General features: G+C 73.9%; 18 protein-coding genes. 10 read left to right on the top strand and 8 right to left on the bottom strand.

Translation table 11 applies throughout. The features are described from left to right. Nucleotides 1-44 precede the first annotated feature (44 nt). Nucleotides 45-1,196 (top strand): o-succinylbenzoate synthase, encoded by a 1,152-nt coding sequence (locus BXY45_RS04635; RefSeq protein WP_245961648.1) that lies wholly within the window; start codon nucleotides 45-47, stop codon nucleotides 1,194-1,196. Between the two features lie 26 nt (nucleotides 1,197-1,222). After that, nucleotides 1,223-3,016: a 2-succinyl-5-enolpyruvyl-6-hydroxy-3-cyclohexene-1-carboxylic-acid synthase gene (gene menD, locus BXY45_RS04630; RefSeq protein ID WP_211319225.1), complete on the top strand. Its 1,794-nt coding sequence runs from the start codon at nucleotides 1,223-1,225 to the stop codon at nucleotides 3,014-3,016. A gap of 60 nt (nucleotides 3,017-3,076) precedes the next feature. On the opposite strand, the gene BXY45_RS04625 is transcribed toward menD, so the two are convergent. Continuing rightward, nucleotides 3,077-4,471 (bottom strand): isochorismate synthase, encoded by a 1,395-nt coding sequence (locus BXY45_RS04625; RefSeq protein ID WP_109773124.1) that lies wholly within the window; start codon nucleotides 4,469-4,471, stop codon nucleotides 3,077-3,079. A 58-nt stretch (nucleotides 4,472-4,529) separates the two neighbouring features. Here BXY45_RS04625 and BXY45_RS04620 point away from each other — a divergent pair, with 58 nt between their 5' ends. Next, a complete protein-coding gene (locus BXY45_RS04620) occupies nucleotides 4,530-5,765 on the top strand; it encodes an NAD(P)/FAD-dependent oxidoreductase (RefSeq protein ID WP_109773123.1) in 1,236 nt (411 codons plus the stop codon). On the opposite strand, the gene BXY45_RS04615 is transcribed toward BXY45_RS04620, so the two are convergent. Continuing rightward, a complete protein-coding gene (locus BXY45_RS04615) occupies nucleotides 5,758-7,095 on the bottom strand; it encodes an aldehyde dehydrogenase family protein (RefSeq protein WP_109773122.1) in 1,338 nt (445 codons plus the stop codon). The two genes, BXY45_RS04620 and BXY45_RS04615, sit on opposite strands and share 8 nt — an antisense overlap. Nucleotides 7,096-7,263: 168 nt before the next feature. On the opposite strand from BXY45_RS04615, the gene BXY45_RS04610 reads away from it, so the two are divergent. The 4 genes from BXY45_RS04610 (at nucleotide 7,264) to BXY45_RS04595 (ending at nucleotide 12,299) form a co-directional block, all read left to right on the top strand. Beyond that, nucleotides 7,264-7,956, top strand: a complete 693-nt coding sequence (locus BXY45_RS04610) for a demethylmenaquinone methyltransferase (RefSeq protein WP_109773121.1) — start codon at nucleotides 7,264-7,266, stop codon at nucleotides 7,954-7,956. A 47-nt stretch (nucleotides 7,957-8,003) separates the two neighbouring features. Further along, on the top strand, nucleotides 8,004-9,290 hold the full coding sequence (locus BXY45_RS04605; RefSeq protein WP_109773120.1) for a geranylgeranyl reductase family protein: 1,287 nt from the start codon (nucleotides 8,004-8,006) through the stop codon (nucleotides 9,288-9,290). Between the two features lie 14 nt (nucleotides 9,291-9,304). Continuing rightward, complete coding sequence (locus tag BXY45_RS04600; protein WP_211319224.1) at nucleotides 9,305-10,369, top strand: polyprenyl synthetase family protein; 1,065 nt, start codon at nucleotides 9,305-9,307, stop codon at nucleotides 10,367-10,369. A gap of 103 nt (nucleotides 10,370-10,472) precedes the next feature. Beyond that, nucleotides 10,473-12,299: an alpha-glucosidase gene (locus BXY45_RS04595; protein WP_109773118.1), complete on the top strand. Its 1,827-nt coding sequence runs from the start codon at nucleotides 10,473-10,475 to the stop codon at nucleotides 12,297-12,299. Between the two features lie 100 nt (nucleotides 12,300-12,399). On the opposite strand, the gene BXY45_RS04590 is transcribed toward BXY45_RS04595, so the two are convergent. From BXY45_RS04590 to BXY45_RS04570, 5 genes are all read right to left on the bottom strand, one after another. Further along, nucleotides 12,400-13,104: a copper resistance CopC family protein gene (locus BXY45_RS04590; protein ID WP_109773117.1), complete on the bottom strand. Its 705-nt coding sequence runs from the start codon at nucleotides 13,102-13,104 to the stop codon at nucleotides 12,400-12,402. Between the two features lie 62 nt (nucleotides 13,105-13,166). Further along, a complete protein-coding gene (locus BXY45_RS04585; protein ID WP_109773116.1) occupies nucleotides 13,167-15,203 on the bottom strand; it encodes a PhoX family protein in 2,037 nt (678 codons plus the stop codon). Nucleotides 15,204-15,342: 139 nt separating this feature from the next. Further along, complete coding sequence (rarD, locus tag BXY45_RS04580; RefSeq protein WP_109773115.1) at nucleotides 15,343-16,302, bottom strand: EamA family transporter RarD; 960 nt, start codon at nucleotides 16,300-16,302, stop codon at nucleotides 15,343-15,345. Then, complete coding sequence (locus tag BXY45_RS04575; RefSeq protein WP_109773114.1) at nucleotides 16,299-17,432, bottom strand: 2-oxoacid:ferredoxin oxidoreductase subunit beta; 1,134 nt, start codon at nucleotides 17,430-17,432, stop codon at nucleotides 16,299-16,301. Before BXY45_RS04575 ends, rarD begins: the two co-directional genes overlap by 4 nt. Next, complete coding sequence (locus tag BXY45_RS04570) at nucleotides 17,429-19,402, bottom strand: 2-oxoacid:acceptor oxidoreductase subunit alpha (RefSeq protein WP_170131308.1); 1,974 nt, start codon at nucleotides 19,400-19,402, stop codon at nucleotides 17,429-17,431. Before BXY45_RS04570 ends, BXY45_RS04575 begins: the two co-directional genes overlap by 4 nt. 158 nt (nucleotides 19,403-19,560) lie before the next feature. Between BXY45_RS04570 and htpX the strand changes: the two genes are divergently transcribed. The 3 genes from htpX (at nucleotide 19,561) to BXY45_RS04555 (ending at nucleotide 22,247) form a co-directional block, all read left to right on the top strand. Continuing rightward, nucleotides 19,561-20,436, top strand: a complete 876-nt coding sequence (htpX, locus tag BXY45_RS04565; protein ID WP_109773113.1) for a zinc metalloprotease HtpX — start codon at nucleotides 19,561-19,563, stop codon at nucleotides 20,434-20,436. An 81-nt stretch (nucleotides 20,437-20,517) separates the two neighbouring features. Then, the gene (locus tag BXY45_RS04560; protein WP_109773112.1) at nucleotides 20,518-21,456 is read left to right on the top strand and encodes an ATP-binding cassette domain-containing protein; all 939 of its coding nucleotides are present in this window, start codon (nucleotides 20,518-20,520) and stop codon (nucleotides 21,454-21,456) included. Beyond that, nucleotides 21,453-22,247, top strand: coding sequence for a hypothetical protein (locus BXY45_RS04555; RefSeq protein WP_109773111.1), 795 nt, complete (start codon nucleotides 21,453-21,455; stop codon nucleotides 22,245-22,247). The genes BXY45_RS04560 and BXY45_RS04555 overlap by 4 nt, the downstream gene beginning before the upstream one ends. Nucleotides 22,248-22,339: 92 nt before the next feature. On the opposite strand, the gene BXY45_RS04550 is transcribed toward BXY45_RS04555, so the two are convergent. Continuing rightward, a complete protein-coding gene (locus tag BXY45_RS04550) occupies nucleotides 22,340-22,834 on the bottom strand; it encodes a YajQ family cyclic di-GMP-binding protein (protein ID WP_109773110.1) in 495 nt (164 codons plus the stop codon). Nucleotides 22,835-22,840: the final 6 nt, after the last annotated feature.

The raw sequence follows: 22,840 nt of genomic DNA, 5'->3' as shown, positions 1-22,840 counted from the left end.
CAACCCGAGGGATGACAACAACCTCGGGATGAGAGCGTGAGGGCGTGGTGGACGTGCAGGACGCGGCATCGGGCGGTGATCCGGCGCTGCCCGCGCTCGAGGAGGTGCTGGCTGGCGCCGTCGTCGTCGCCCTGCCCCTGAGGGTCCGCTTCCGCGGCATCGAGGTCCGCGAAGCGCTCCTCCTGCGCGGACCGGCCGGCTGGGGAGAGTTCGCCCCGTTCCTCGAGTACGACGACGCCACCGCCGCCGCCTGGCTCGCCGCAGGCCTCGAGGCCGCCTGGACCGGCTGGCCCGCGCCCCTGCGGCCGCGGGTCACCGTCAACGCCACGGTCCCCGCGGTGCCCGCCGCACGGGTGCCGGAGGTGCTCGCGCGCTTCCCCGGATGCACGACGGCGAAGGTCAAGGTGGCCGAGCGCGGTCAGTCACTGGACGACGACGTCGCCCGCGTCGCCGCAGTGCGGCGCGAGGTGGCGCGGTCTGAGGTGGCGCGGTCTGAGGTGGCACGGTCTGAGGTGGCACGGGGCGTTCCCGATCCTGGTGCGGCGCGGGTGAGGGTCGACGCCAACGGCGGCTGGAGCGTCGAGGAGGCTGCCGCGGCGCTCGCCGCGCTCACCGCGGGGCCTGGTCAGGGGCCGTTGGAGTACGCCGAGCAGCCGTGCGCGACGGTGCCCGAGCTCGTGGCGCTGCGCGAACTCCTCGCGCGTGGCGGCGTGGACGTCCGCATCGCCGCCGACGAGAGCATCCGCCGCGCCTCCGACCCGCTGGCGGTGGTGCGGGCGGGCGCCGCCGACGTCGCCGTCCTCAAGGTCCCCCCGATGGGCGGGGTGCGGGCGGTGCTCGCGCTCGCCGAGCAGCTGCGTGCTGAGGGTCAGCGCAGGGGTGGAGCGGCGGTGCCGGTGGTGCTCTCCAGCGCGCTCGACACGGCGGTCGGGCTGTCCGCGGGCCTGGCGGCAGCCGCCGCGCTGCCGCTCGCCGACGGTGAGGAGCAGCTGGCGAGCGGCCTGGGGACGGGCTCCCTGCTCGCTGCCGACATCGTGCTGGGTGGTGTGACGGGCGGGGTTCGCGAGATCAACCACGGGTCGCTGCCCGTCGGTGCGGTCGAGCCCGACCCTGACCTGCTGGAGCGACACGCCGCCGCTCCCGAGCGCCGGGCGTGGTGGCTGGAGCGCCTGCGGCGCTGCTACGCACTGCTGTGAGGCGAGGCCCTGGCGATGATGGGCCGGTGCCGCTCTCCGCAACGCCCGCGCAAGCGTTGACACAGCCCTCGACACAGCCCTCGACACAGCCGTCCACGCTGCTCGCGCGGGCCGTCGTCGTCGCCCTGGCCGGCGCCGGGGTGCGCGACGTGGTGCTGTGCCCCGGGTCACGGTCGGCGCCGCTGGCCTACGCGCTCCACGACGCCGACGCGGCCGGCCTGCTGCGGCTGCACGTGCGCCACGACGAGCGGGCCGCGGCCTTCACAGCACTCGGCATGGGCCGGGCCAGGGGGCTCCCCGCAGCGGTGGTGACCACGTCGGGGACCGCTGTCGCGAACCTGCACCCCGCCGTCCTCGAGGCGGCCGAGTCCGCGGTGCCGCTCGTGGTGCTCTCCGCCGACCGCCCCCACACGGTGCGCGGCACCTGGGCCAACCAGACCACCGCTCTGCAGGCGGGGCTGTTCGGCGCGGCGGTGAGGCTCGCGCTCGACCTTCCGGTGCCCGGGCCTCACGAGGTGCTGGCCCGCGCCCGGGCCACGTGGGCCGCCGGCGTGGCCGATCTCGTGGCCACCGCGCGTGGCGAGCGCGGCGCGCGACCTGGCCCCGTGCACGGCGACCTGGCCTTTGCCGATCCGCTCGTGCCCGACACCCCCTGGTCCCCACCCGCGCTTCCCGCACTTTCCGCGGCAAGGGCGGGAAGCGCGTCTGGGGAGTTGACCGCGGAGCTTGCCGGGGGGCCCGAGCGAACGGTCGTCGTCGCCGGGGATGGCCCCTTGGCCCTCGGCGCCCTCGCCCGGACCCTCGCCGAGCGTCACGGCTGGCCGCTGCTTGCCGAGCCCAGCTCCGGCGCCCGCAGCGGCCCGAACGCCGTCCCCGCCTACCGGCTGCTCCTCGACGAGCCCGACCTCGGCGGTGCCGTGCAGCGTGTCGTCGCCGTCGGCAGGCCCACCCTCAGCCGCCCGGTCAGCGCGCTCCTGGCCCGCGCCGACGTCGAGCTCGTGCACCTCGTCACCCACACCGACGACCCGGGCCCCGGCGCGAGCCGGCGACACCTCCGGCTGCCCGTCGACCCAGCGGCTCAGGAGGACGACGACGGCGGGGGCGCCGCTCCCGGAGAGTGGCTCCGCCGCTGGCAGCGAGCTGGCGGCGCCGCGCAGACGGCCGTCGACGCCGTCCTCGACGACGAGGCGCGCGCCGGCCACCTCACCGGACCGGTCGTCGCCCGCGAGGTCGCGGCAGCGGTCACGGACGTGGGCGCCCAGAACCTGCTCGTCGCCGCGGCATCCAACGCCGTCCGTGACCTCGACCTCGCGGCTGCCCCCTGGGCCGACCCGGCCGCCGCGCCCCTCGTGCTGGCGGCCCGCGGCCTGTCGGGCATCGACGGGACGCTCTCGGCCGCCACCGGCGCCGCCCTGGCCGCCGGGGCTCCCACCACGGTGCTCGTCGGCGACCTCGCCGCCCTCCACGACGCGAACGGCCTGCTGCTGCCGCCGGGCGAGCCCGAGCCGGACCTGCGCGTCGTCGTCGTCGACGACGACGGGGGCGGCATCTTCACCGGGCTGGAGCACGGAGACCCGACGCATCCCGAGCGGGCGCAGGTCTTCGAGCGGCTCTTCGGCACACCGCACGGCCGCGACCTGGTGGCGCTGGTTGAGGCGCTCGGTGTGCCTGCGCGGAAGATCGACGACCTCGGCGCCCTGCGCTCAGCTCTCGCCGCTCCGGTGCGGGGCCGCGAGGTCCTCGTGGTCCGGGCCGACCGTGCCCGGCTGCGGGCGCTGCACGAGCGAATCCGTGGACGCGTCCGCAGCGCCGTCAGCTGACCTGCGCGGGAAGCCCATGATCACGATCGGAGAACTCACGATCACCGCGGGAGGGGTGGGTCAGGCGCCGCCGAGGGCGTCACGCACGGGCACGAGCTTCGCGTCGGACTCGGCCAGCTCGGCCATCGGGTCCGATCCCGCGACCACGCCGCACCCCGCGAACAGGCGCACGCGGCGGGCGTCGTCGGGGTCGATGCGCGCACAGCGCAGCGCCAGCCCGATCTCGCCGTCGCCGCTGGCGTCCACCCAGCCGACGGGGCCGGCGTACCGGTCGCGGTCCATCACCTCGAGCTCCGCGATGAGCGCCGCCGCGGACGGCGTCGGGGTGCCGCAGACCGCAGCCGTCGGGTGCAGCGCAGCGGCCAGCTCCAGCACCCCCGGCGCGCCGCCGGGGCGTGCGTCGTCGAGGACACCGGTGACGTCGGAGGCCAGGTGCATGACGTTGGGCAGGTGCAGCACGAACGGGGCGTCCGGCGCCGTCGTCGTCCGGCAGTGGGGGGCCAGCGCCGAGACCACGGACCGCACCGCGTACTCGTGCTCCTCCAGGTCCTTGCCGGAGCGGGCCAGGGACCCGGCCAGCGCGGCGTCGCGCTGCTCGTCGCCGGTGCGGCGGATGGTCCCGGCCAGCACGCGCGAGTGCACCAGGCCGCGCTCACGGCGGACCAGCAGCTCCGGTGTGGCACCCACCAGGCCGTCCACGGCGAACGACCAGCACGACGGGTAGGCCGCCGCCAGCCGCGCGAGCAGCCAGCGCGGGTCGACCTCGTGCTCGGCCTCGGCGACCAGGTCGCGCGCCAGCACCACCTTCTCCAGCTCACCGGCCTGGATGCGCGCCACCGCGCGGGCCACCGCCGTGGCCCACCGCGGACCGCACAGCGCGCCGTCGGCGTAGCGGACGGCTCCGGGACCGTGCACGGGCTCGACCGGGGCGCCGTTCCCTGCGCTCTCGGGCTCTGCGCTCTCGGGTCCCAGACCCACCGCAACCCCGACGGAGGCGTCCACGGGCTCGGCCGTGGTCACCCACACGACGCCACCGCGGCGGCCGACGAGCACCTCGGGCACCACGAGCACGCCTCCGCCGGCGGACGCGGCGTCGAAGGACAGCGACGTGAACGCCACCGGACCTGTGCCGGGCAGGCGGACGTCATCGACGACGGGCGCACCGAGCACGAGGTCACGCCAGGCGGCGGCCGCCGTGGCGAACCGATGTTCCCCGCCGGCCTCGACGCGTGCGGCCTCGCCCCAGCCGACCAGGCCCTCCTCGCGACGCACCCACGCGAGCGCGCTCGCGGCCGGTGCACGCCGGGCAAGGACGTCGAGCAGTGCCCCCGGATCCTGGATCCGGGAGGTGCGCCAGCGGAGCTTCCCGCCGACCACGCCCGCGGCGGCCGGTTCGACGGAGCGGGGCTGCGGCGGGCGGCCCGAGTGGCCCGAGCGGCCGGTAGTAGTGGTCATCAGCAACCAGGCTAGGCGCCTCCCACGGGTGCGCCGTCCGCACTAGCCTCCGCTGTCGATGACGTCCACCACACCGGCCCAGCCAGCAGCGCTTCCGAGGACGACGACGACCACGACGACGACCACGACGACGGCGGCTGCGCCGTCGGCGGGCGTCCGCGCCGACGTGCTGGTCGTCGGCGGAGGCATCGCCGGCCTCTCCCTCGCCGCGGAGCTCGCCGAGATGTCAGGCGGCGCCTGCAGCGCGGTGCTCGTGGAGGCGGAGCCGGCGCTGGCCACCCACACCAGCGCGCGCTCCGCGCGGCAGATGCAGCCCAGCTACGGGCCTCCACCGGTCCAGGCGCTGACCGCGGCCAGCCTGCCCCTGGTCGCGAGCATCGAAGACTTCACCGGTCGCACGGTGCTGCGAGACCGCCCACTGCTGTGGGTCGACACGGTCGGCGGCGCCGCCGGGCGGGAGGCGCTGGCGAGGCTGCTCGCCCAGGTGCCCGCACTGCGCCCCAGCGCCCCGGCTGAGGCGCTGGAGCGGTTCCCGCTGCTGCGCCCGGAGGCCGTCCATGCGGTGGCGGTCGACGACGACGCCCGCGAGGTCGCCGTCCCCCTCCTGCTCGAGCACCACGCCGAGCGTGCCCGGCGAGGCGGCGTCCAGGTGCTGCTGGGAGCGCCGGTCACGTCTGCGGTTCGGCGGGCCGGCGGGTGGGACGTCACCGCCGGCGCCCACCGGATCAGCGCCGGGGTCCTCGTCGACGCTGCGGGGCCGTGGGCCGACGTCGTCGCCGCCCTCGCCGGGGTCCGCCGTCGCGGACTCGTCCCGAAGCGGCGCACGGTGATCGTGGCCGACACCGAGCGGCCCATCGGCGAGGACTGGCCGATGATCTCGGATGTCGCCGACACGCTCTATGCGCGGCCGGGGCGCGACGTGGGCGGTGACCTGCTCGCCTCACCCGCCGAGGCGGTGCCCAGCGAGCCGTGCGACGCCCAACCGGTGCCCGCCGACGTCGACGCGCTGGTCACCAGCCTCGGCGGTGTGCTCGACCTCGGGGCGATCCAGGTGAAGCGTTCGTGGACCGGGCTGCGGACCGGCCCCGCCGACGGTCTGCCCGTGGTCGGCTGGGACGACCGCCAGCAGGGCTTCTTCTGGCTGGCCGGGCAGGGCGGCTACGGCATCCAGACGTCGTCGGCGCTGGCCCGCGCCGCTGCGGCCGCCGTGCTCGGGCAGGTGCACGGCCTGGGGCCGACCGTCGACGACGCGCTCGCGGCGCTCGCGCCGTCCCGGCCGACCCTCCTCAGCTGAGCAGGGAGTCCTTGACCGCGTCGCTGCCGTGCGTGCCGGCCGGCAGCACCACAAACTGCCGCAGCACGAGGTCGCCCCCGGTCACGGGGCCGCGCGGGCCGGGCACCGAGTCGACGCTGATGCCGGTCTCCGGGACGCCCAGCAGCTTGTAACCGTCGAGCAGGCGCGTCGTGGTGTTCCAGAAGCCGCCGGTGCCGCCCCACGCGCCGAGGAACGTCGCCGCGGTGTCGGCGTCCTCGGTGACCACGGTGGCGGCGATGCCGCTGGTCTCCGCGGCGGCCAGCGCCGTCGCCTCCACCGGACCGGCCACCGGGGCGACCGTGACGCGAGCCTCACGGCCGGAGTCGAGCGCCCACTCGTGGCCCAGCTCGTGCTCGTGGGGGGGCAGGAGGGCCTCCACGCCCGCCTCACCGAGCACCTCGACCGCCACCTGGCTCAGCTCCTCCCATCGCGCGGCGTGCACGAGCAGCAGATTCAGGCGGTTGCAGACACCGAGCCTGTCGACCCCGGCGCGCAGCAGCGAACGGAACCTGTCGAGGTCCGCGGCGACGTCGGCGTACATGACCCCTCCGCCGTCGGCGTGGGCCAGCACGCGCGTGCCGGCGGCCGCGCCGAGACGGGACAGGTGCCGCGTGGTCTCCCCGGAACCGCGAACGATGACGAGGGGCACGAGGTCGGGCTGGGCCACGAGCGCCTCGGCGGCGTCGTGCCCGGGTTGGCGGACCAGCTCGACGGCGCCGTCGGGCAGGCCTGCGACTGCCAGGGCGGGGGTCAGCACCTCGTCGACGAGGACGGCGGACGTACGCAGCGCCGCCGAGCCCGTCCGCAGGACGGCGGCGCTGCGGGCGCGCAGCACCTGGCCGGCCACGTCGAGCGTCACGGCGGGACGGGCCTCGTACGTGGCGCCGATGACGCCGACGGGCACGCGCCGCTCCCAGACCTCCCCGCCGTGGACTCCGTCCCCGGGCAGATCACGCACGAAGGCCATTCGGGGCTGGGCAGGCAGGGCGGCGATCTCGCGCAGCTGCTGCGCCGCGGACTCCAGGCGCGCCGGGTCGAGGCGGAGCCTGTCGAGTAGGCCTGCGCTCATGCCGCCCGCCTGGGCTGCGGCGACGTCCTCGGCGTTGGCGGCCAGCACGGCCCGCGCCGCACCGGCGACCCGCTCGGCCGCGGCCGACAGCGCCTCGCTCACCTGTGCGTCCGGCGCGACCCGCAGCGCGGCGGAGGCGGCGGCCGCGCGCTGCGCGGCAGCCCGCACGACTCCGGCGGCGTCGCTGGGGCCCGTGCTGGCGGTGGTGCTGGCGCTGGTGTCGACGGACGTGCTGCTCACGGCCGCAGAGCCTACGGCCCTGCCAACCACCGCCTCACCCCGTGATCATGGGCTTCCGCCACCCGCGAGGTGGCGGAAGCCCATGATCACGGAGGGGGAGGCGGGGGTCATGGCGCAGGCGGGGGAGCGCGGCGAGAGGTCCGCGCGCAGGTGGGGGACCATGGAGGCGTGACGCGCGCTGACCTCGCCAAGGCCCCTCACGAGGTGGCCGCCATGTTCGACGGCGTCGCCAGCCGCTACGACCTCACCAACAGCGTGCTGAGCCTGCGGCAGGACAGGTCCTGGCGCCGCGCCGTCGTCAAGGCCCTCGACCTGCGCCCCGGCGAGAAGGTGCTCGACCTCGCCGCGGGCACCGGCACTTCCACCGAGCCGTTCGCCGCGCTCGGCGCCCGGCCCGTGGCCTGCGACTTCTCCCGCGGCATGCTCGCCGTCGGCGCCCGCCGCCGTCCCGACCTGTCCTTCGTGGCCGGAGACGCCACCCGGCTGCCGTTCGCCGACGCTTCCTTCGACGCGGTGACCATCAGCTTCGGGCTGCGCAACGTGGTGGAGCCGCAGGCCGCCCTCGCGGAGATGCTGCGGGTCACCCGTCCGGGTGGCCGCCTCGTGGTCTGCGAGTTCTCCCATCCCACGTGGGCGCCGTTCCGCACCGTCTACACCGAGTACCTCATGCGGGCGCTGCCGGCGATCGCCCGCCGGACGGCCAGCAACCCCGACGCGTACGTCTACCTCGCCGAGTCGATCCGTGCCTGGCCCGACCAGGCCGGCTTGGCGCGCTGGGTGCAGGACGCCGGCTGGACCGGCGTCGCCTGGAAGGACCTCACCGGCGGGATCGTCGCGCTGCACCGCGCCACCCGCCCGTGACCACCACGGAGACAGGCACGGAGACAGGCACGGAGACGAGCACGGGGATGGGGACGACGGCGGACGTCGTCGTCGTCGGAGCCGGCCCTGCGGGCGCGTCAGCCGCTGCCCACCTGGCGAGCGCGGGCCTCGACGTCGTCGTCCTGGAGAAGTCCGCCTTCCCCCGCGACAAGGTCTGCGGTGACGGGCTCACCCCGCGCGCCGTCCGCGAGCTGGCCCACCTTGGCATCGACGACGACGAGCAGGACGGCTGGGCTCGCACGCGCGGCCTGCGGCTCGTCGGTGGAGGCCGCAGCTACGACATCCCCTGGCCGGAGCTCGCGTCGTTCCCCGGCTACGGCCTCGTGCGGACCCGGAACGACTTCGACGAGGTGCTCGCCCGCCACGCGCAGCGCCGGGGCGCCCGGCTGCTGGAGCGCACGGCTGCCACCGCGCCCGTGCTCGACGAGCGCACGGGGCTGGTCACGGGCGTGCGCGCCAAGCCGGTCGACGAGCGCGGCCGCGCCACCGGGCCCGAGGTGCTGCACCGCGCCCGCGTGGTGCTCGCCGCCGACGGCGTCTCCAGCCGCACGGCGGTGGCTCTCGGCCTGGAGCGGCGCCCCGACAGGCCGCTGGGGGTGGCGGCGCGTGCCTACTACCGGACGCCGCGCAGCCACGAGCCGTGGATGGAGAGCTGGCTGGAGCTGTGGTCCGGCGAGCCGCGCCGCTCCCCGTTGCTGCCCGGCTACGGCTGGATCTTCGGCCTGGGTGACGGGCGCGCCAACGTGGGGCTCGGCGTCATCGACGCGTCCCAGCCGGTCGACCTCAAGGCCGTGCTCAAGCAGTGGCTTGCCACCACGCCACCGGAGTGGACCCTCGACGAGGAGCACCTCGAAGGGCCCGTCCGGAGCGCCGCGCTGCCGATGGGCTTCAACCGCACTCCGCACGCGAAGGACGGCGTGCTGCTCCTCGGCGATGCCGGCGGCATGGTGAACCCCTTCAACGGCGAGGGCATCGAGTACGCCTTGCACTCGGGCCGCCTGGCTGCCGAGGTGGTCGCCGACGCGCTCGACGCCGAGCGCGTCCTTGGCGTGCGCGGCAGAGACCGAGCCCTCCAGGTCTATCCGGCGGCGCTCCGCGAGGAGCTGGGCGGCTACTTCGCCCTGGGCAGGGCGTTCGCCAAGCTCATCGCCCACCCGCCCGTGCTCTCGGCGGCCGTCAGGCTGGGCCTTCCTCGCCGTTCCGTCATGCACCTCGTGGTCAAGCTGCTCGCCAACCTCGCCGAGCCGACCGGTGGTGATGCGGCCGACCGCGTGGTGACGGCACTGTCGCGCCTAGCCCCCGCGGGGCGGTGACCTAGGCTGTGGCCGTGGTCAGGGGAGCGGTCTTTCCTGCGCCCCCGGAGCCTCCGCTCGCCCGGGCGCGCGGCGCTGCCGCCGTCCCCGACGTCGACGAGGCGCTCACCGCGCACGTCCTCGCCGGTCTCGACGTCGTCGAGGAACGTCTGCGTGACGCCGTCCGCCACACCGACCGGCTGGCAGACGCCACCTCCCGCCACCTCGTCGAGGCCGGCGGCAAGCGGGTGCGCCCCATGCTCACGCTGCTGGCCGCCCACCTCGGTGATGCTGACGCGCCCGGCGTGGTGCCGGCCGCCGTCGTCGTCGAGCTGGTCCACCTGGCCAGCCTTTACCACGACGACGTGATGGACGACGCCCCGCTGCGCCGCGGCGCTCCTGCCGCGCAGGCCAAGTGGGGCAACGACGTTGCCATCCTCACCGGAGACCTGCTCTTCGCCCGCGCCTCCCGCCTCGTGGCCGACCTCGGCCCCGATGCTGTGCGTCAGCAGGCGGAGACCTTCGAGCGCCTCTGCCTGGGCCAGATGCACGAGACGGTCGGCCCGCGTCCCGACGAAGACCCGGTGGCCCACCACATCCAGGTGCTGTCCGACAAGACGGGCTCGCTCATCGCCCTCGCCGGTCGCTTCGGCGCTCAGTTCTCGGGCGCGGGTCCGGACGTCGTCGAGGTCATGCGCCTCTACGGCGAGCGGGTGGGTGTGGCGTTCCAGCTCGCCGACGACGTGCTGGACCTGTCCCGCTCCTCGGAAGACTCGGTGGCCGCCACGGGCAAGGCCGCCGGCACGGACCTGCGCGAGGGCGTCCCCACGCTGCCGGTGCTGCTGGCCCGCCGGGCGTCGGCCGCGGGAAGTGCTGACGCCGCTGCGCTCGTCGAGCTTCTCGACGCCGACCTGTCCAGTGACGAGGCCCTCACCCGCGCCGTCGACGCGCTCGCCGCCTCGCCCTACGCCGCCGCCGCGCAGGAGACCGCCCGGGACTGGTCGGCGTCGGCGGTAGAGGCACTCGAGGCACTGCCGGATGGGCCGGTGCGTGAGGCGCTGGCGTCCTTCGCCCGCAGCACCACCGAGCGTGATCGCTGACCTGACCCCTGCCGGACCACACCTCGGTCAGGCCGCACCGCCGACAGACCACTGACCCGAAGGTGCCTCGACGCCCCCTGAAGCACCCTGCCAGGCTGGACGGGTGACCACACCGCCGTCGTCCTCGTCCGAGCAGCAGGCGCCCTGGTTCGCCTCGACCGTCGTGTACCAGATCTACCCGCGCAGCTTCGCCGACTCCGACGGTGACGGCATCGGTGACCTGCCCGGCATCACCGCCAAGCTCGACCACCTCGCCGACCTCGGCGTGGGCGTGGTGTGGCTGAGCCCGGTGTACGCCTCCCCGCAGGACGACAACGGCTACGACATCAGCGACTACCGGGCCATCGACCCCTCCTTCGGCACCCTCGCCGACATGGACGCGCTCATCGCCGCCGCCCACCAGCGCGGCATCAAGGTGGTCATGGACCTGGTGGTCAACCACACCAGCGACGAGCACGCCTGGTTCACCGAGAGCCGCGCCTCGCAGGACTCCCCGAAGCGCGACTGGTACGTCTGGCGCCCGCCGCGCGAGGGGTTCGCCGCCGGCGACCCCGGCGCGGAGCCCACCAACTGGCGGTCAGCGTTCTCCGGTTCCACGTGGGAGCTCGACGAGACCACCGGCGAGTACTACCTGCACCTGTTCAGCCGCAAGCAGCCCGACCTCAACTGGGAGAACCCCGAGGTGCGGGCCGCGGTCGCCGACATGATGCGCTGGTGGCTGGACCGCGGGGTCGACGGGTTCCGCATGGACGTCATCAACTTCATCTCCAAGCGGTACGCCCCCGACGGGTCCCTTCCCGACGGGGCGCCCTGGCCGGGCGGCGGGCCGTGGGGTGACGGCGGCCCGTTCTTCATGACGGGCCCGCGCCTGCACGAGTTCCTCGCCGAGCTGCACCGCGAGGTGTTCGGCGGACGCGAGGGTGACTTCCTCACGGTGGGCGAGATGCCCGGCGTCACCGTGGCGGACGCCGTCGAGCTCACCGACGGGGCGTCGTCAGGGGGCACCGGCGTCGTCGACATGGTGTTCCAGTTCGAGCACGTCGACCTCGACCACGGCCCCGGCGGCAAGTGGGACCCGCAGCCCTTCGACCTGCTCGCCCTCAAGGCGAGCTTCGGCCGCTGGCAGGCGGGCCTGGCCGAGCGCGGCTGGAACAGCCTCTACTGGGACAACCACGACCAGCCCCGCATCGTCTCCCGCTGGGGCGACGACGGCCGCTGGTGGCGCGAGAGCGCGACGGCGCTGGCCACGCTGCTGCACCTTCACCGGGGGACGCCGTACGTCTACCAGGGCGAGGAGATCGGCATGACCAACCTGCCGTTCACCTCCCCGGAGGACTACTCCGACATCGAGGCCGTCAACCACCTCCGGGAGGCAGCGGAGCGCGGCGCCGACGAGGCCGAGGTCGCGCGGATGGTCGCGTCCATGGCGAAGCTCAACCGCGACAACGCCAGGTCCGGCATGCAGTGGGACGGCGGCCTTCACGGCGGCTTCACCGCGGGCACCCCCTGGTACCGGGTGCACGAGAACGCCTCCTGGCTCAACGTCGAGGCGCAGCGCGACGACCCGACCTCCGTGCTCGCGCACTACCGGGCGCTCATCGCCCTGCGGAAGGCCGAGCCGTGCGTGGCCACCGGTGGCTTCACGATGCTCGCCGCCACCCACCCGCACGTGTACGCGTTCACCCGCGCCACGCCCTCCACGGAGCTGCTCGTCGTGGTGGCGGTCAGCGGTGAGGAGCAGCCGCTCGACGCGGTGGCCGCCGACCTGGGGGACGCCGCGGCGGCCTGGGACACCGCAGAGCTGGTGCTCGGCAACTGGATCGACCAGGACGACGACGGCGAGCGCGCCGCCCTGTCAGGCCCGAGGTCAGGGCTCGCCCCGTTGCGCCCTTGGGAGGCCCGCGTCCTGCGCCGCCGCGCCACCGCCTGACGTCGTCCTACTCCTCACCCTCTCCGCACTTTCCGCGGCAAGTGCGCCACCCACGGCTCGGGAGCCGCACTTGCCGCGGAAAGTGCGAGAAGAGCAGCGGTCAGGCGCGGTCGGAGCGGCGGCGGGCGCGCACCAGCAGCACGCCCATCGCGGCGCCCGCTGCGCCGGCGGCGATGGTCCAGGCCCAGGTAGCGCCGGAGATACCCGACCCGTCGTCCTGCGCCGAGGTCGGCGCGGCGCTCGGGCTCGCCGTCGCCGAGAGGGTGGCAGTGGCAGCGGCGGTCGACGAGGCGGTCGACGGCGCGGCCGGCGACGCCGGAGCTGCGCTCGCGCTGCTGGGCGCCGGGCTGCTCGCGCCGACGCCCGACTCGGCGGTGAACGTCACGGTGCCCTCGATGGGGTGGCCGTCGCTGGAGGTCACCCGCCAGTTGACGGTGTACGTGCCGGCGGGCCGGTCGGGCGCGAGACCCTGCACGACGTCGTCGCCCACCACCGTGGGTGAGCCCTGCGTGATGACGCGTCCGTCGGGAGCGGTGACCACCACCTGAGCGCCGATCTCGAGCGGCGCCTCGCTGAAGCCCAGTGACACCGCCTCGGGGGCGTTCGCCACGGTGGTGCCGTCGCCGGGGGTGCTGGAGTTGAGTGAGTCGTGCGCGAGCGCCGCAGGCGCCGCGAGCAGCGACGCGACGGCGAGCGACACGCTGGCGCCGAGCACGGCAAAGCTGCGGGCGGGGAAGGGGAGGGGCACGGTGCTCCAGTCGGTGCGGTGGGTGTCGCCCCAGGCTAGGCACCCGTTCGTGATCATGGGCGTCCGCCACCCTGGCCGCACCCGGGTGGCGGACGCCCATGATCACGGTGGTGACCCGGCTACTTCCGGATGCGGCGCACCTGGACGGTGCTCGGGCGCGGGGTGCGCTTCGAGGCGTCCGTGTAGGGGAAGGTCGACGTGGGCTTGTCCACGAGGGCGCCGTCCGTCTCGCCGGGGTGCTGCACGTTGACGAACACCGAGCCGTCGGCCGCGCTGATCCACGGGCCGCAGGTCTCGGCGCCCGTGGGCACCGCGAGGAACTGCGAGACCCGTCCGCGCTCCTTGCCGGTGAGCGGCACGTAGTGGAGGGCGTCGTTGAGCTTCAGCGTGCTCGGGGCGCCGTCGGTGGAGATCCACAGACCGGGCTGGAGCAGGTCGAAGGCGACGTTGTCAGGGCAGGAGATCGGCGAGACCTTGTCCGCGGGGAAGCCCGAGAAGTACGTCGACGGGTTGGCCGGGTCGCCGCAGACCAGCAGCAGCGACCACTCGAACGTCGTGCTGGCCGCGTCGCGCCCGGTCTCCCGGAGCTCAATGACGTGGCCGTCCTTGTTCGCGGGACGCGGGTTGGCCGGCTCGGGCGTCGTCCGGTTCGAGTTGTTGGTGCAGGCGATGTAGACGTACCCGGTGCGGGGGTCGGGCTCGACGTCCTCCGGACGGTCCATCGGCGTGGCACCGACCGCGGCGGCGGCGTCGCGCGTGAAGAGCAGCACCTCCTCGTGGGTCATGCCGGGCACGGCCGACTTGCCACCCTGGGTGAGGGGGATCCACGTGCCGGTGCCGTCGCGGTCGTTCGCGGGGTCGCCGTCGGCCTCGAACTTCGCCACGTACAGGTCGCCGGCGTCCAGCAGCCGGCTGAGGGCCTTGCGGTTCGTGGTGTCCCGGCCGATGGAATCGCGGCTGACGAACTTGTAGAGGTGCTGACCGCGGCTGTCGTCGCCCATGTACGCCACGACCTGGCGCTTCTTGGACAGGTAGACGTTGGCGCCCTCGTGCTTGAAACGGCCCAGGGCGGTGTGCTTGACCGGGGTCGACGTCGGGTCGTAGGGGTCGAGCTCGACGATCCAGCCGAACCGATTGATCTCGTTGGGGGTCTTCGCCGTGTCGAACCTGTCGTCGGCCTTCCACCAGTAGCGCCCCTGGCTGGGCTTCCCGTCGCTGGAGACGAGGGAGTACGTCTTCTGGTTGCGCGGGTCCCCGGCGGGGTCGCCCTTGAAGTACTGGTCGAAGTTCTCCTCGCCGGAGAGCACGGTGCCCCAGGGGGTGATGCCGCCGGCGCAGTTGTTGAGGGTGCCGATGACCTTCGTCCCTGACGGGTCCTTGGCGGTCTTGACCAGGGCGTTCCCGGCGACGGGGCCGCGCAGCTCGAACTCGGTGGACAGGCCGGTGATGCGGCGGCCGAGCCGGGACGGCTTGACCTGCCAGAACCCGTCCTTGCCGCGCTGCAGCTCCACCACCGACAGACCGTGGGCGGCGATGGAGGTGCGGAGCTGCTCAGGCGTGAGGGCGTCCTCGGTGGTGAAGCCCGGGACCATGAGGTTCTCGTTGGTGTACTCGTGGTTGGAGACGAGCACGGCCTTGTCGCGGCCCAGCGGGAGGATCGCGAGGAAGTCGCAGTTGTAGCCGAACTGCTTCTCCTGTGCCTCGGGACTCTGCCGGTCGAGGTCGAACACCGGAGCTCCCGGCACGACCGGGTCGCCCCAGCTGATGAGCGGCTTCCAGGAGTAGCCATCGGGGACGGTGAGTGCGTCGACGGTGCTCGCCACCGGGGCGATGGGCTGGAACTGCAGGCCCTTCGGTCCGGCGACGGCGGCGCCGGCCTTCCCCGCGGCCGAGGCGTTCGACGTCGGTGCGGCTGCCGCCGGACGGACCGTCACGACGCTGCTGCCGGCGGCTGCCACGGCCCCCAGGCCGAGGAGCAGGTTGCGGCGCGAGAGCGACGCCTCGACGACGGCTGTGAACGACGGCGACGTCGACGCGCTGGTCTCGTCCTTGAGGCAGGCGTCGCCGCACTTGAAGTGGCACGTTGCCGCGGAGCGGGTGCCCCGGGTATGTCCGGTCATGGGCAGCAGCTGCCGGCGGGACGGGGTCAGGGTCATCTCAGGCTCTCCTCATCCAGGTGTGCTGGCGGGGAGACGCTGTCGGTGGACGGCGGACCTCTGGTTGATCCGCGGTGACGCGGGGGTGAACTGTCCGGAGCGTCCGAATTTACTCACTCTTGACTGACGTAATGCCTGCTCACGTGGCGCGAGGCGTTCGTCCGGCCGTGCGGAGGAGGTCGGTGGTGAGCAACGCGAGCGCTCCCCAGACCAGCGCGAAGCCGGCCCACCGCGAGGCGGGCATCGCCTCGTGGAACACCGCCACGCCGAGCACCAGCTGCATCACCGGCGTCACGTACTGCAGCAGCCCCGTGGTGGTCAGCGGCACACGAGCGGCCCCGGCTGCGAACAGCAGCAACGGCACGGCCGTCACGACCCCCGTGGAGGCGAGCAGCAGGGCGTGCCACGGCGCGTCCACCGTGAAGGTGCCGGCGCCTCCGGCTTCGAGCACCGTGAGCGCCACCAGCGCCACCGGTGTCAGCAGCAGAGTCTCGGCCGACAGGCTCGTCAGCGCGGACAGCCCGCGCGCCCCGTCGGCGCCGGTCGAGCCCACCGTCTTCTTCACCAGCGAGTACGTGCCGAAGCTCAGTGCCAGCACGAGGGAGATCCACGGCGGCCGGCCGTAGTCGATGGTGATGACGACGACGGCGAGCACGCCCACCCCCACCGCCGCCCACTGCAGCCGCCGGAGCTTCTCGCGCAGCAGGAGCACCGCCAGGGCCACGGTGACGAGGGGGTTGATGAAGTACCCCAGGGACGCCTCGACGACGTGCGCGGTCTGCGTGGCGTAGATGTAGACGCCCCAGTTGACGGCGATGACGACGGCGGCCAGCGCGAGCAGCCCCACCGTGCGCCTGGAGCGCGCCAGGTCGAGCAGCGGGCGCCACCGATGCAGCACCGACAGGAGCAGCACGCAGAGCACCGCCGTCCACAGCACCCTGTGGACGAGCACCTCCACCGAGCCCGCCGGGGCGAGCAGGGGGAAGTAGAGCGGGAACAGCCCCCAGAGGAGGTACGCGGACAGCCCCAGGAGGGTGCCGCTGCGCGAGGGACCGGCGGTCGGGCCGCCGCGCGCGGGCGCTGGCCCGGGTGGGGTCACTCCACCGACCAGGTGTCGCTGCCGCGCAGCAGCGCCTCCAGGTCGGCGTCGGTGGCCCGCCACTGCCTCGACCTGCCGCTGGCCTCGCGGGCAGCGTCGAGCTGGGTGCGCACCTCGTCGTCGTACGTCGGACGGTTGTGGGCTCTGAAGACGCCGACCGGCACGTGCGCCATCGTCGGCTCGTCCAGGCGCGACAGGGCGAACGCCAGCGACGGGTCGGCGGTCTCGGCGTCGTGGACGATGACCTCACGGCCGCTCGCGCGTGCCTCGTCGAGGCCGATCACCTCCACGCCGAACCCGGACGCCGAGCGCACCACCGCCTTCTGGGAACCTTCCGCGCCGAAGACGACCTCCTGGCCGTGCTCGAGCTTCACGAGGCGTGCGACGGACTCGTCCCTGTCCTTGAGGACGTCGAAGGCGCCGTCGTTGAAGATCGGGCAGTTCTGGTAGATCTCCACCAGCGACGTGCCCCGGTGCTCGGCGGCCGCGCGCAGCACCGACGTGAGGTGCTTGCGGTCGGAGTCGAGGGTGCGCGCCACGAAGCTCGCCTCTGCGCCCAGCGCCAGCGACACCGGGTTGAAGGGCGCGTCCAGAGACCCGGACGGGGTCGACTTGGTGACCTTGCCGACCTCGGACGTGGGGGAGTACTGCCCCTTGGTGAGCCCGTAGATCCGGTTGTTGAACAGCAGGATCGTCACGTTGACGTTGCGGCGCATCGCGTGGATGAGGTGGTTGCCGCCGATGCTCAGCGCGTCGCCGTCGCCGGTGACGACGAACACCGACAGGTCCGGGCGGGTGGCCACCAGGCCGGTGGCGATGGCCGGGGCACGCCCGTGGATGGAGTGCATGCCGTAGGTGTCGAGGTAGTACGGGAAGCGCGAGGAGCACCCGATGCCCGAGATGAAGACGACGTTCTCCTTGCGCAGCCCGAGCTCGGGCAGGAAGCCCTGCACCGCAGCGAGCACGGCGTAGTCGCCGCAGCCGGGGCACCAGCGCACCTCCGAGTCGGAGGTGAAGTCCTTCTTGCCCAGCCGCACGCCCTCGGGCAGGGCAGGAACGCCGTGGGTGCCCGACCTGAGCGTCGGCAGGCCGAGGGGGACCGACGGCGGGGTGAGCGGGGTGGTGGTCATCGGGCGTCCCTCCGGGGGGTCTCGCGCACGCGTCCGGCCACTACGTCTTCGATGGCCTCGACGATCTCGGTGGACGTGAACGGCAGTCCGCGCACCTGGTTGCAGCTGATGACGTCGACGAGGTAGCGGCCGCGCAGCAGCAGCGCTAGCTGCCCGAGGTTCATCTCGGGCACCAGCACGTGCTCGTGGGCCAGCAGCACCTCGCCGAGGTTGGCGGGCAGGGGGTTGAGGTGGCGCAGGTGCGCCTGGGCCACGCGCAGGCCGCGGCGGCGGGCCTCGCGGACGGCGGCGGTGATGGGACCCCGGGTGGAGCCCCACCCGAGCACGAGCAGGTCGGACGCCTCGTGGTGGGCGCCGGCATGCGCGTGGTGGGCGTCGGAGTCGTCACCGGTGTCCACGACGATGTCGGGCACCTCGATGCCCTTCACCTTCGCCCGGCGCAGCCTGACCATCCGGTCGTGGTTGGCCGGGTCGTAGGAGATCTCGCCGGTGACATCGGCCTTCTCCAGGCCGCCCACGCGGTGCTCCAGCCCGGCTGTGCCCGGCACGGCCCACGGGCGGGCGAGGGTGTCGGGGTCGCGCAGGAACGGCCGGAACTGCGGGGTCACGCCGTCGGCGGCGGTCGAGTTCGGGTCGGTGGCGAAGTCGGGGTCCACGGCGTGCACGTCGTGCGCGGTGGGCACCTTCCACGGCTCGGAGCCGTTGGCGAGGTAGCCGTCGGACAGCAGCAGCACGGGCGTGCGGTACTCCACCGCGATCCGCACCGCGTCGACCGCGGCGTCGAAGCAGTCCGCCGGGGTCGACGGCGCCACCACGGGCACCGGCGACTCGCCGTTGCGGCCGTACATGGCCTGCAGCAGGTCGGACTGCTCGGTCTTGGTGGGCAGGCCCGTGGAGGGGCCGCCGCGCTGGACGTCGACGATGACCAGCGGCAGCTCCAGGGCCACCGCCAGGCCGATCGTCTCGCTCTTGAGCGCCAGGCCGGGCCCGCTCGTCGTCGTGACCCCGAGGGCACCGCCGAAGGAGGCGCCCAGCGCCATGCCCACCGCGGCGATCTCGTCCTCGGCCTGCAGCGTGGTCACGCCGAGCCGCTTGAGGCCGGAGAGCACGTGGAGGATGTCCGAGGCCGGGGTGATCGGGTAGGAGCCCAGCGCCAGCGGCAGGCCCGCGCGGTGCGCGGCGGCCACGAGGCCGTAAGCGAGCGCGGTGTTGCCGGTGATGTTCCGGTAGAGGCCCTTCTCGGCGGGGGCCGGCGGCACCGTGAACCGGACCGGGAACGCCTCGGTGGTCTCCCCGAAGGCCCAGCCGGCGCGGAAGGCGCGCAGGTTGGCCTCGAGGACCGCGGCCCGCTTGCCGAACTTGGCCCGCAGGAACTTCTCCGTCTGCTCGGTCGGCCGCTCGTAGAGCCAGCTCAGCAGCCCGAGGGCAAACATGTTCTTGCTGCGCTCGGCGTCCTTGCGCGACAGGCCGAGGTCCTTGAGGGCTTCCACCGTCATCGACTGCATCGGCAGCGCGTGCACGCGGTAGCCCTCGAGGCTGCCGTCCTCGAGGGGGGAGGTGGCGTACCCGACCTTGGCGAGGTTGCGGGTGGTGAAGTCGTCGGTGTCGATGATGAGCGTGCCGCCGGGCCTCACGTCGTGGACGTTGGCGCGCAGGGCGGCGGGGTTCATGGCCACGAGGACGTCGGGGGCGTCGCCGGGGGTGGTGACGTCGTGGTCGGCGAAGTGCAGCTGGAAGCTCGACACGCCCGGCAGCGTGCCGGCGGGGGCGCGGATCTCGGCCGGGAAGTTGGGCAGGGTGGCGAGGTCGTTGCCCATGGAGGCGGTCTCCGCGGTGAACCTGTCACCGGTGAGCTGCATGCCGTCGCCGGAGTCACCGGCGAACCGGATGACGACGCGGTCGAGCACCTCCACCTGCTTGGTGGTCGGGGCGGACGCCGCCTGGGGGTGGATACCGGTGGTCACGTGCACCGATGCTACGTGCGCCCGTGGAGCACCCTGTTCTCTGGGAAGGTGCTGTGAGTGGTCCCCCGACTGGCGCAGGGCGGGAACGAGCCGCTCGGATCGCGCGTTGCGGGTAAAGGAACAGTCAAGTTCAGAGTCACGATCGAGGTTCGAGAGAGGACCCCATGCCCCACGGGCACTTCAACGGCGTCAAGACGGCAGTGCTCTTCGGCCTGCTCGGTGGTGTCGTGCTGCTGGCGAGCTTCCTGCTGTTCGGTGGGAACCAGCAGGCGTTGACCATCGGGCTCGTCATTGCGCTCGTCGTCAACGGCATCGCCTACTGGACGTCGGGGTCGGTCGCGGTGCGCGCCATGCGCGCCCGCCCCGTCACCGAGGCCGAGCAGCCCGCGATGTACCGCATCGTGAGGGAACTGTCGGCCCGCGCGGGCCAGCCCATGCCGCAGCTGTACGTCTCCCCGACGTCGGCCCCCAACGCCTTCGCGACCGGCCGCAACCCCAAGAACGCGAAGGTCTGCGCCACGCAGGGCATCCTCGACATCCTCGACGAGCGCGAGCTGCGCGGCGTGCTCGGCCACGAGCTCATGCACGTCTACAACCGCGACATCCTCACCAGCTCCATCGCCGCGGCCATGGCCTCGGTGATCACCTACCTCGCGTACATGGCGATGTTCTTCGGCGGCAACCGCGAGGACGGCGAGCGCGCCAACCCGATCGCCGCGATGCTCATCCTCTTCCTCGGCCCGCTCGCGGCCGGCGTCGTGCAGATGGCCATCAGTCGCACCCGCGAGTTCGACGCCGACGAGGACGGCGCCCAGCTCACGGGCGACCCGCTGGCGCTCGCCTCGGCGCTGCGCAAGCTCGACATGGGCACCCAGGTCAGGCCGCTAGCCCCCGAGCGCCAGGTGCAGAACAGCGCCCACCTGTTCATCGCCAACCCGTTCCGCGCACAGGACGTCTCCAAGCTCTTCTCCACCCACCCGCCGATGGCCGAGCGCATCGCGCGCCTGGAGGAGATGGCTTACGGGTACCGCTCGCGCTGAATGACACGCTGAGTCACGAACGGGGGCCCCGACGCCGGTGAAACACCCGCGTCGGGGCCCCCGCTGTGACACCCTCAACCAGTGATCGAGGCCCTCGCGCTGAGCAAGCGTCATGGCAGTCGCCCGGCCCTCGACGACGTGTCCTTCACCGTCCCGGACGGCGTCCTGGCGGCGTTGGTGGGCCCCGCGGGGGCCGGCAAGTCGACGGTGCTGCGGCTCGCCGTGGGGCTCGACAGGGGCAGTGGGGCGGTGCTCTTCGACGGCGAGCCCTACTCCCGCCTCCCGCGACCGGCCCACGCCGTCGGCGTCGTCCTCGACCCGCGCGCCCTGCACCCCGGGCGGACCGCACGCGGGCACCTGCGCTCGCTCGCGGCGGGCGCCGGCGTGCCCCGCCGCCGCGTCGACGAGGTGCTCGAACAGGCCGGGGTCACCGGAGCCCGCCGCAGCCGCCCGCAGCACTTCCGCCGCGGTGCCGCGCTGCGCCTCGCGGTCGCCGGGGCGCTGCTGGGTCACCCCCGGACCCTGCTCCTCGACGACCCCCTCACCGATCTCGACGACGACTCCCGCGCCTGGCTGCTCGACCTGCTCCGTGTGCATGCCGACGGCGGGGGCAGCGTGCTGATCACCGCATCGCGCGCCGCGGACGTCCTCGCTGTAGCCGACGAGCTCGTCGTCCTGCGCCGCGGGCGCCTCGCGGCGCGCGGCCCCGCGAGCGACCTGGTCGCCGGGCTGAAGGCCGGCGTGCTGGTGCGCGCGAGCGACCCCGGCCTGCTGGCCGGGGCCATCCTGCGCTGGGGTGGAGACGTCGAGCCCTGTGACGACGGCGCCCTCGTGGTCACCGGCCTCGACATGGCGGCCGTCGGCGAGGTCGCCCGCGCCGAGGGCGTCGCCGTGCACGAGCTGTCGCGCCGCACGGCCGACCTCGACGCCGCGCTGCTGTCCCTGGAGCTGCCCGAGACCGAGCTCCTGCCCGGCGCGAACCCAGGAGCCGTCCCGGGAGCCTCGGCGGTGCCCGCATGAGCCCGCTCGCAGCCCTGAGCGCAGCAGTGCGCCTCGAGGTGGTCCGGCTCGCCACGGTGCGCTCCAGCGCCGTGCTGCTCGCGCTGGCCGCCGCCGCAGGAGCCGCGGGCGCCGCGGCCCTGTGTGCGCTCGCGGAGCGCGCCGACATCGGCCGCAGCGGACTCCTCGAGGCCGTCACCGGGGGAAGCGCCTCCGGTCTGTCCGTCGTCGGGATCGCCGCCGCCCTCGCCGGTGCGCTGGTCGCCGCCGGTGATGCACGGCACGGCGCCGAGCGCACGGCGCTCGTGCTCGTGCCACGCCGCGGGGCGCTGCTCACCGCGCGCACCGTCGTCGTGGCCGGGTGGTCGGCCGCGCTCGCGGTGGCCTCGCTGCTCGCCGCCGTCGCCGTCGTCGTCCTGTGGCCCCAGCAGCAGCTCGTGGCCGCCTCGCCCGGGCCCGTGGTGCTCGCCGCGCCCCTGCTGGGTTACGTGGGTCTCGTCGTGCTGCACGGGGTCGCAGGTCTGGCCCTGACCGCGCTCCTGCGGAGCGCCGTCGCGGCGGTCTCGCTCGTGGTGGCGTGGCCCCTCGTGCTGGAACCGCTGCTCGGGTCCGTGCTGCCCCCGTCGCGGTGGGGAGCGGTCCTGGAGGGACTCCTGCCGGCTGCGGCAGCTTCCCGACTCGTGGCCGCGCCCCCGGTGGCGGCGGGCACGCCGTGGCTCGTCGGCTCCGCCGTCGCGGGGGGTGCCCTGCTGGCCGCGGTGAGCGCGCTCGTACTGCTCGCCGCCGTCCGCGGGGCCCGTCGCGACGCCTGAGCTCCGGCGACCGACGGGCCCGGCGGCTCAGGCGTCCTTGTCAGCCCTCGTTGTCCGCGGTCCTTGTCAGTGGTCGTTGTCAGTGGTCGCTGTCAGCGGTAGTTGACGAACTGCAGGGCGACGTCGAGGTCGGCCGCCTTGAGCAGCGCGATGACGGCCTGGAGGTCGTCGCGGCTCTTCGCCGAGACGCGCAGCTCGTCACCGGTGACCTGCGTCTTGACGCCCTTGGGGCCTTCGTCCCTGACGATCTTCCCGATCTTCTTCGCGTCCTCCTGGCTCAGTCCCTCCTTGAGGGAGGCGTCCAGGCGGTACTCCTTGCCGGACAGGCGCGGCTCGCCCGCGTCGAGGGCCTTGAGGGAGACGCCCCGCTTGATGAGCTTGGTCTGCAGGACGTCGAGGACGGCCTTGACGCGCTCCTCGCTGTTCGCCGTCATGGCGATGGCCTCGGTGCCGCTCCACTCCACCGAGGCGCCGGTGCCCTTGAAGTCGTACCGCTGGGCGATCTCCTTCGCGGCCTGGTTGAGCGCGTTGTCGACCTCCTGCCGGTCGAGCTTGCTGACGACGTCGAAGGACGACTCGCTGGCCACGTGGCC

Source organism: Quadrisphaera granulorum, from assembly GCF_003149145.1.
Classification (GTDB): domain Bacteria; phylum Actinomycetota; class Actinomycetes; order Actinomycetales; family Quadrisphaeraceae; genus Quadrisphaera; species Quadrisphaera granulorum.
This window is presented reverse-complemented; position numbering and strand designations above follow the sequence as displayed.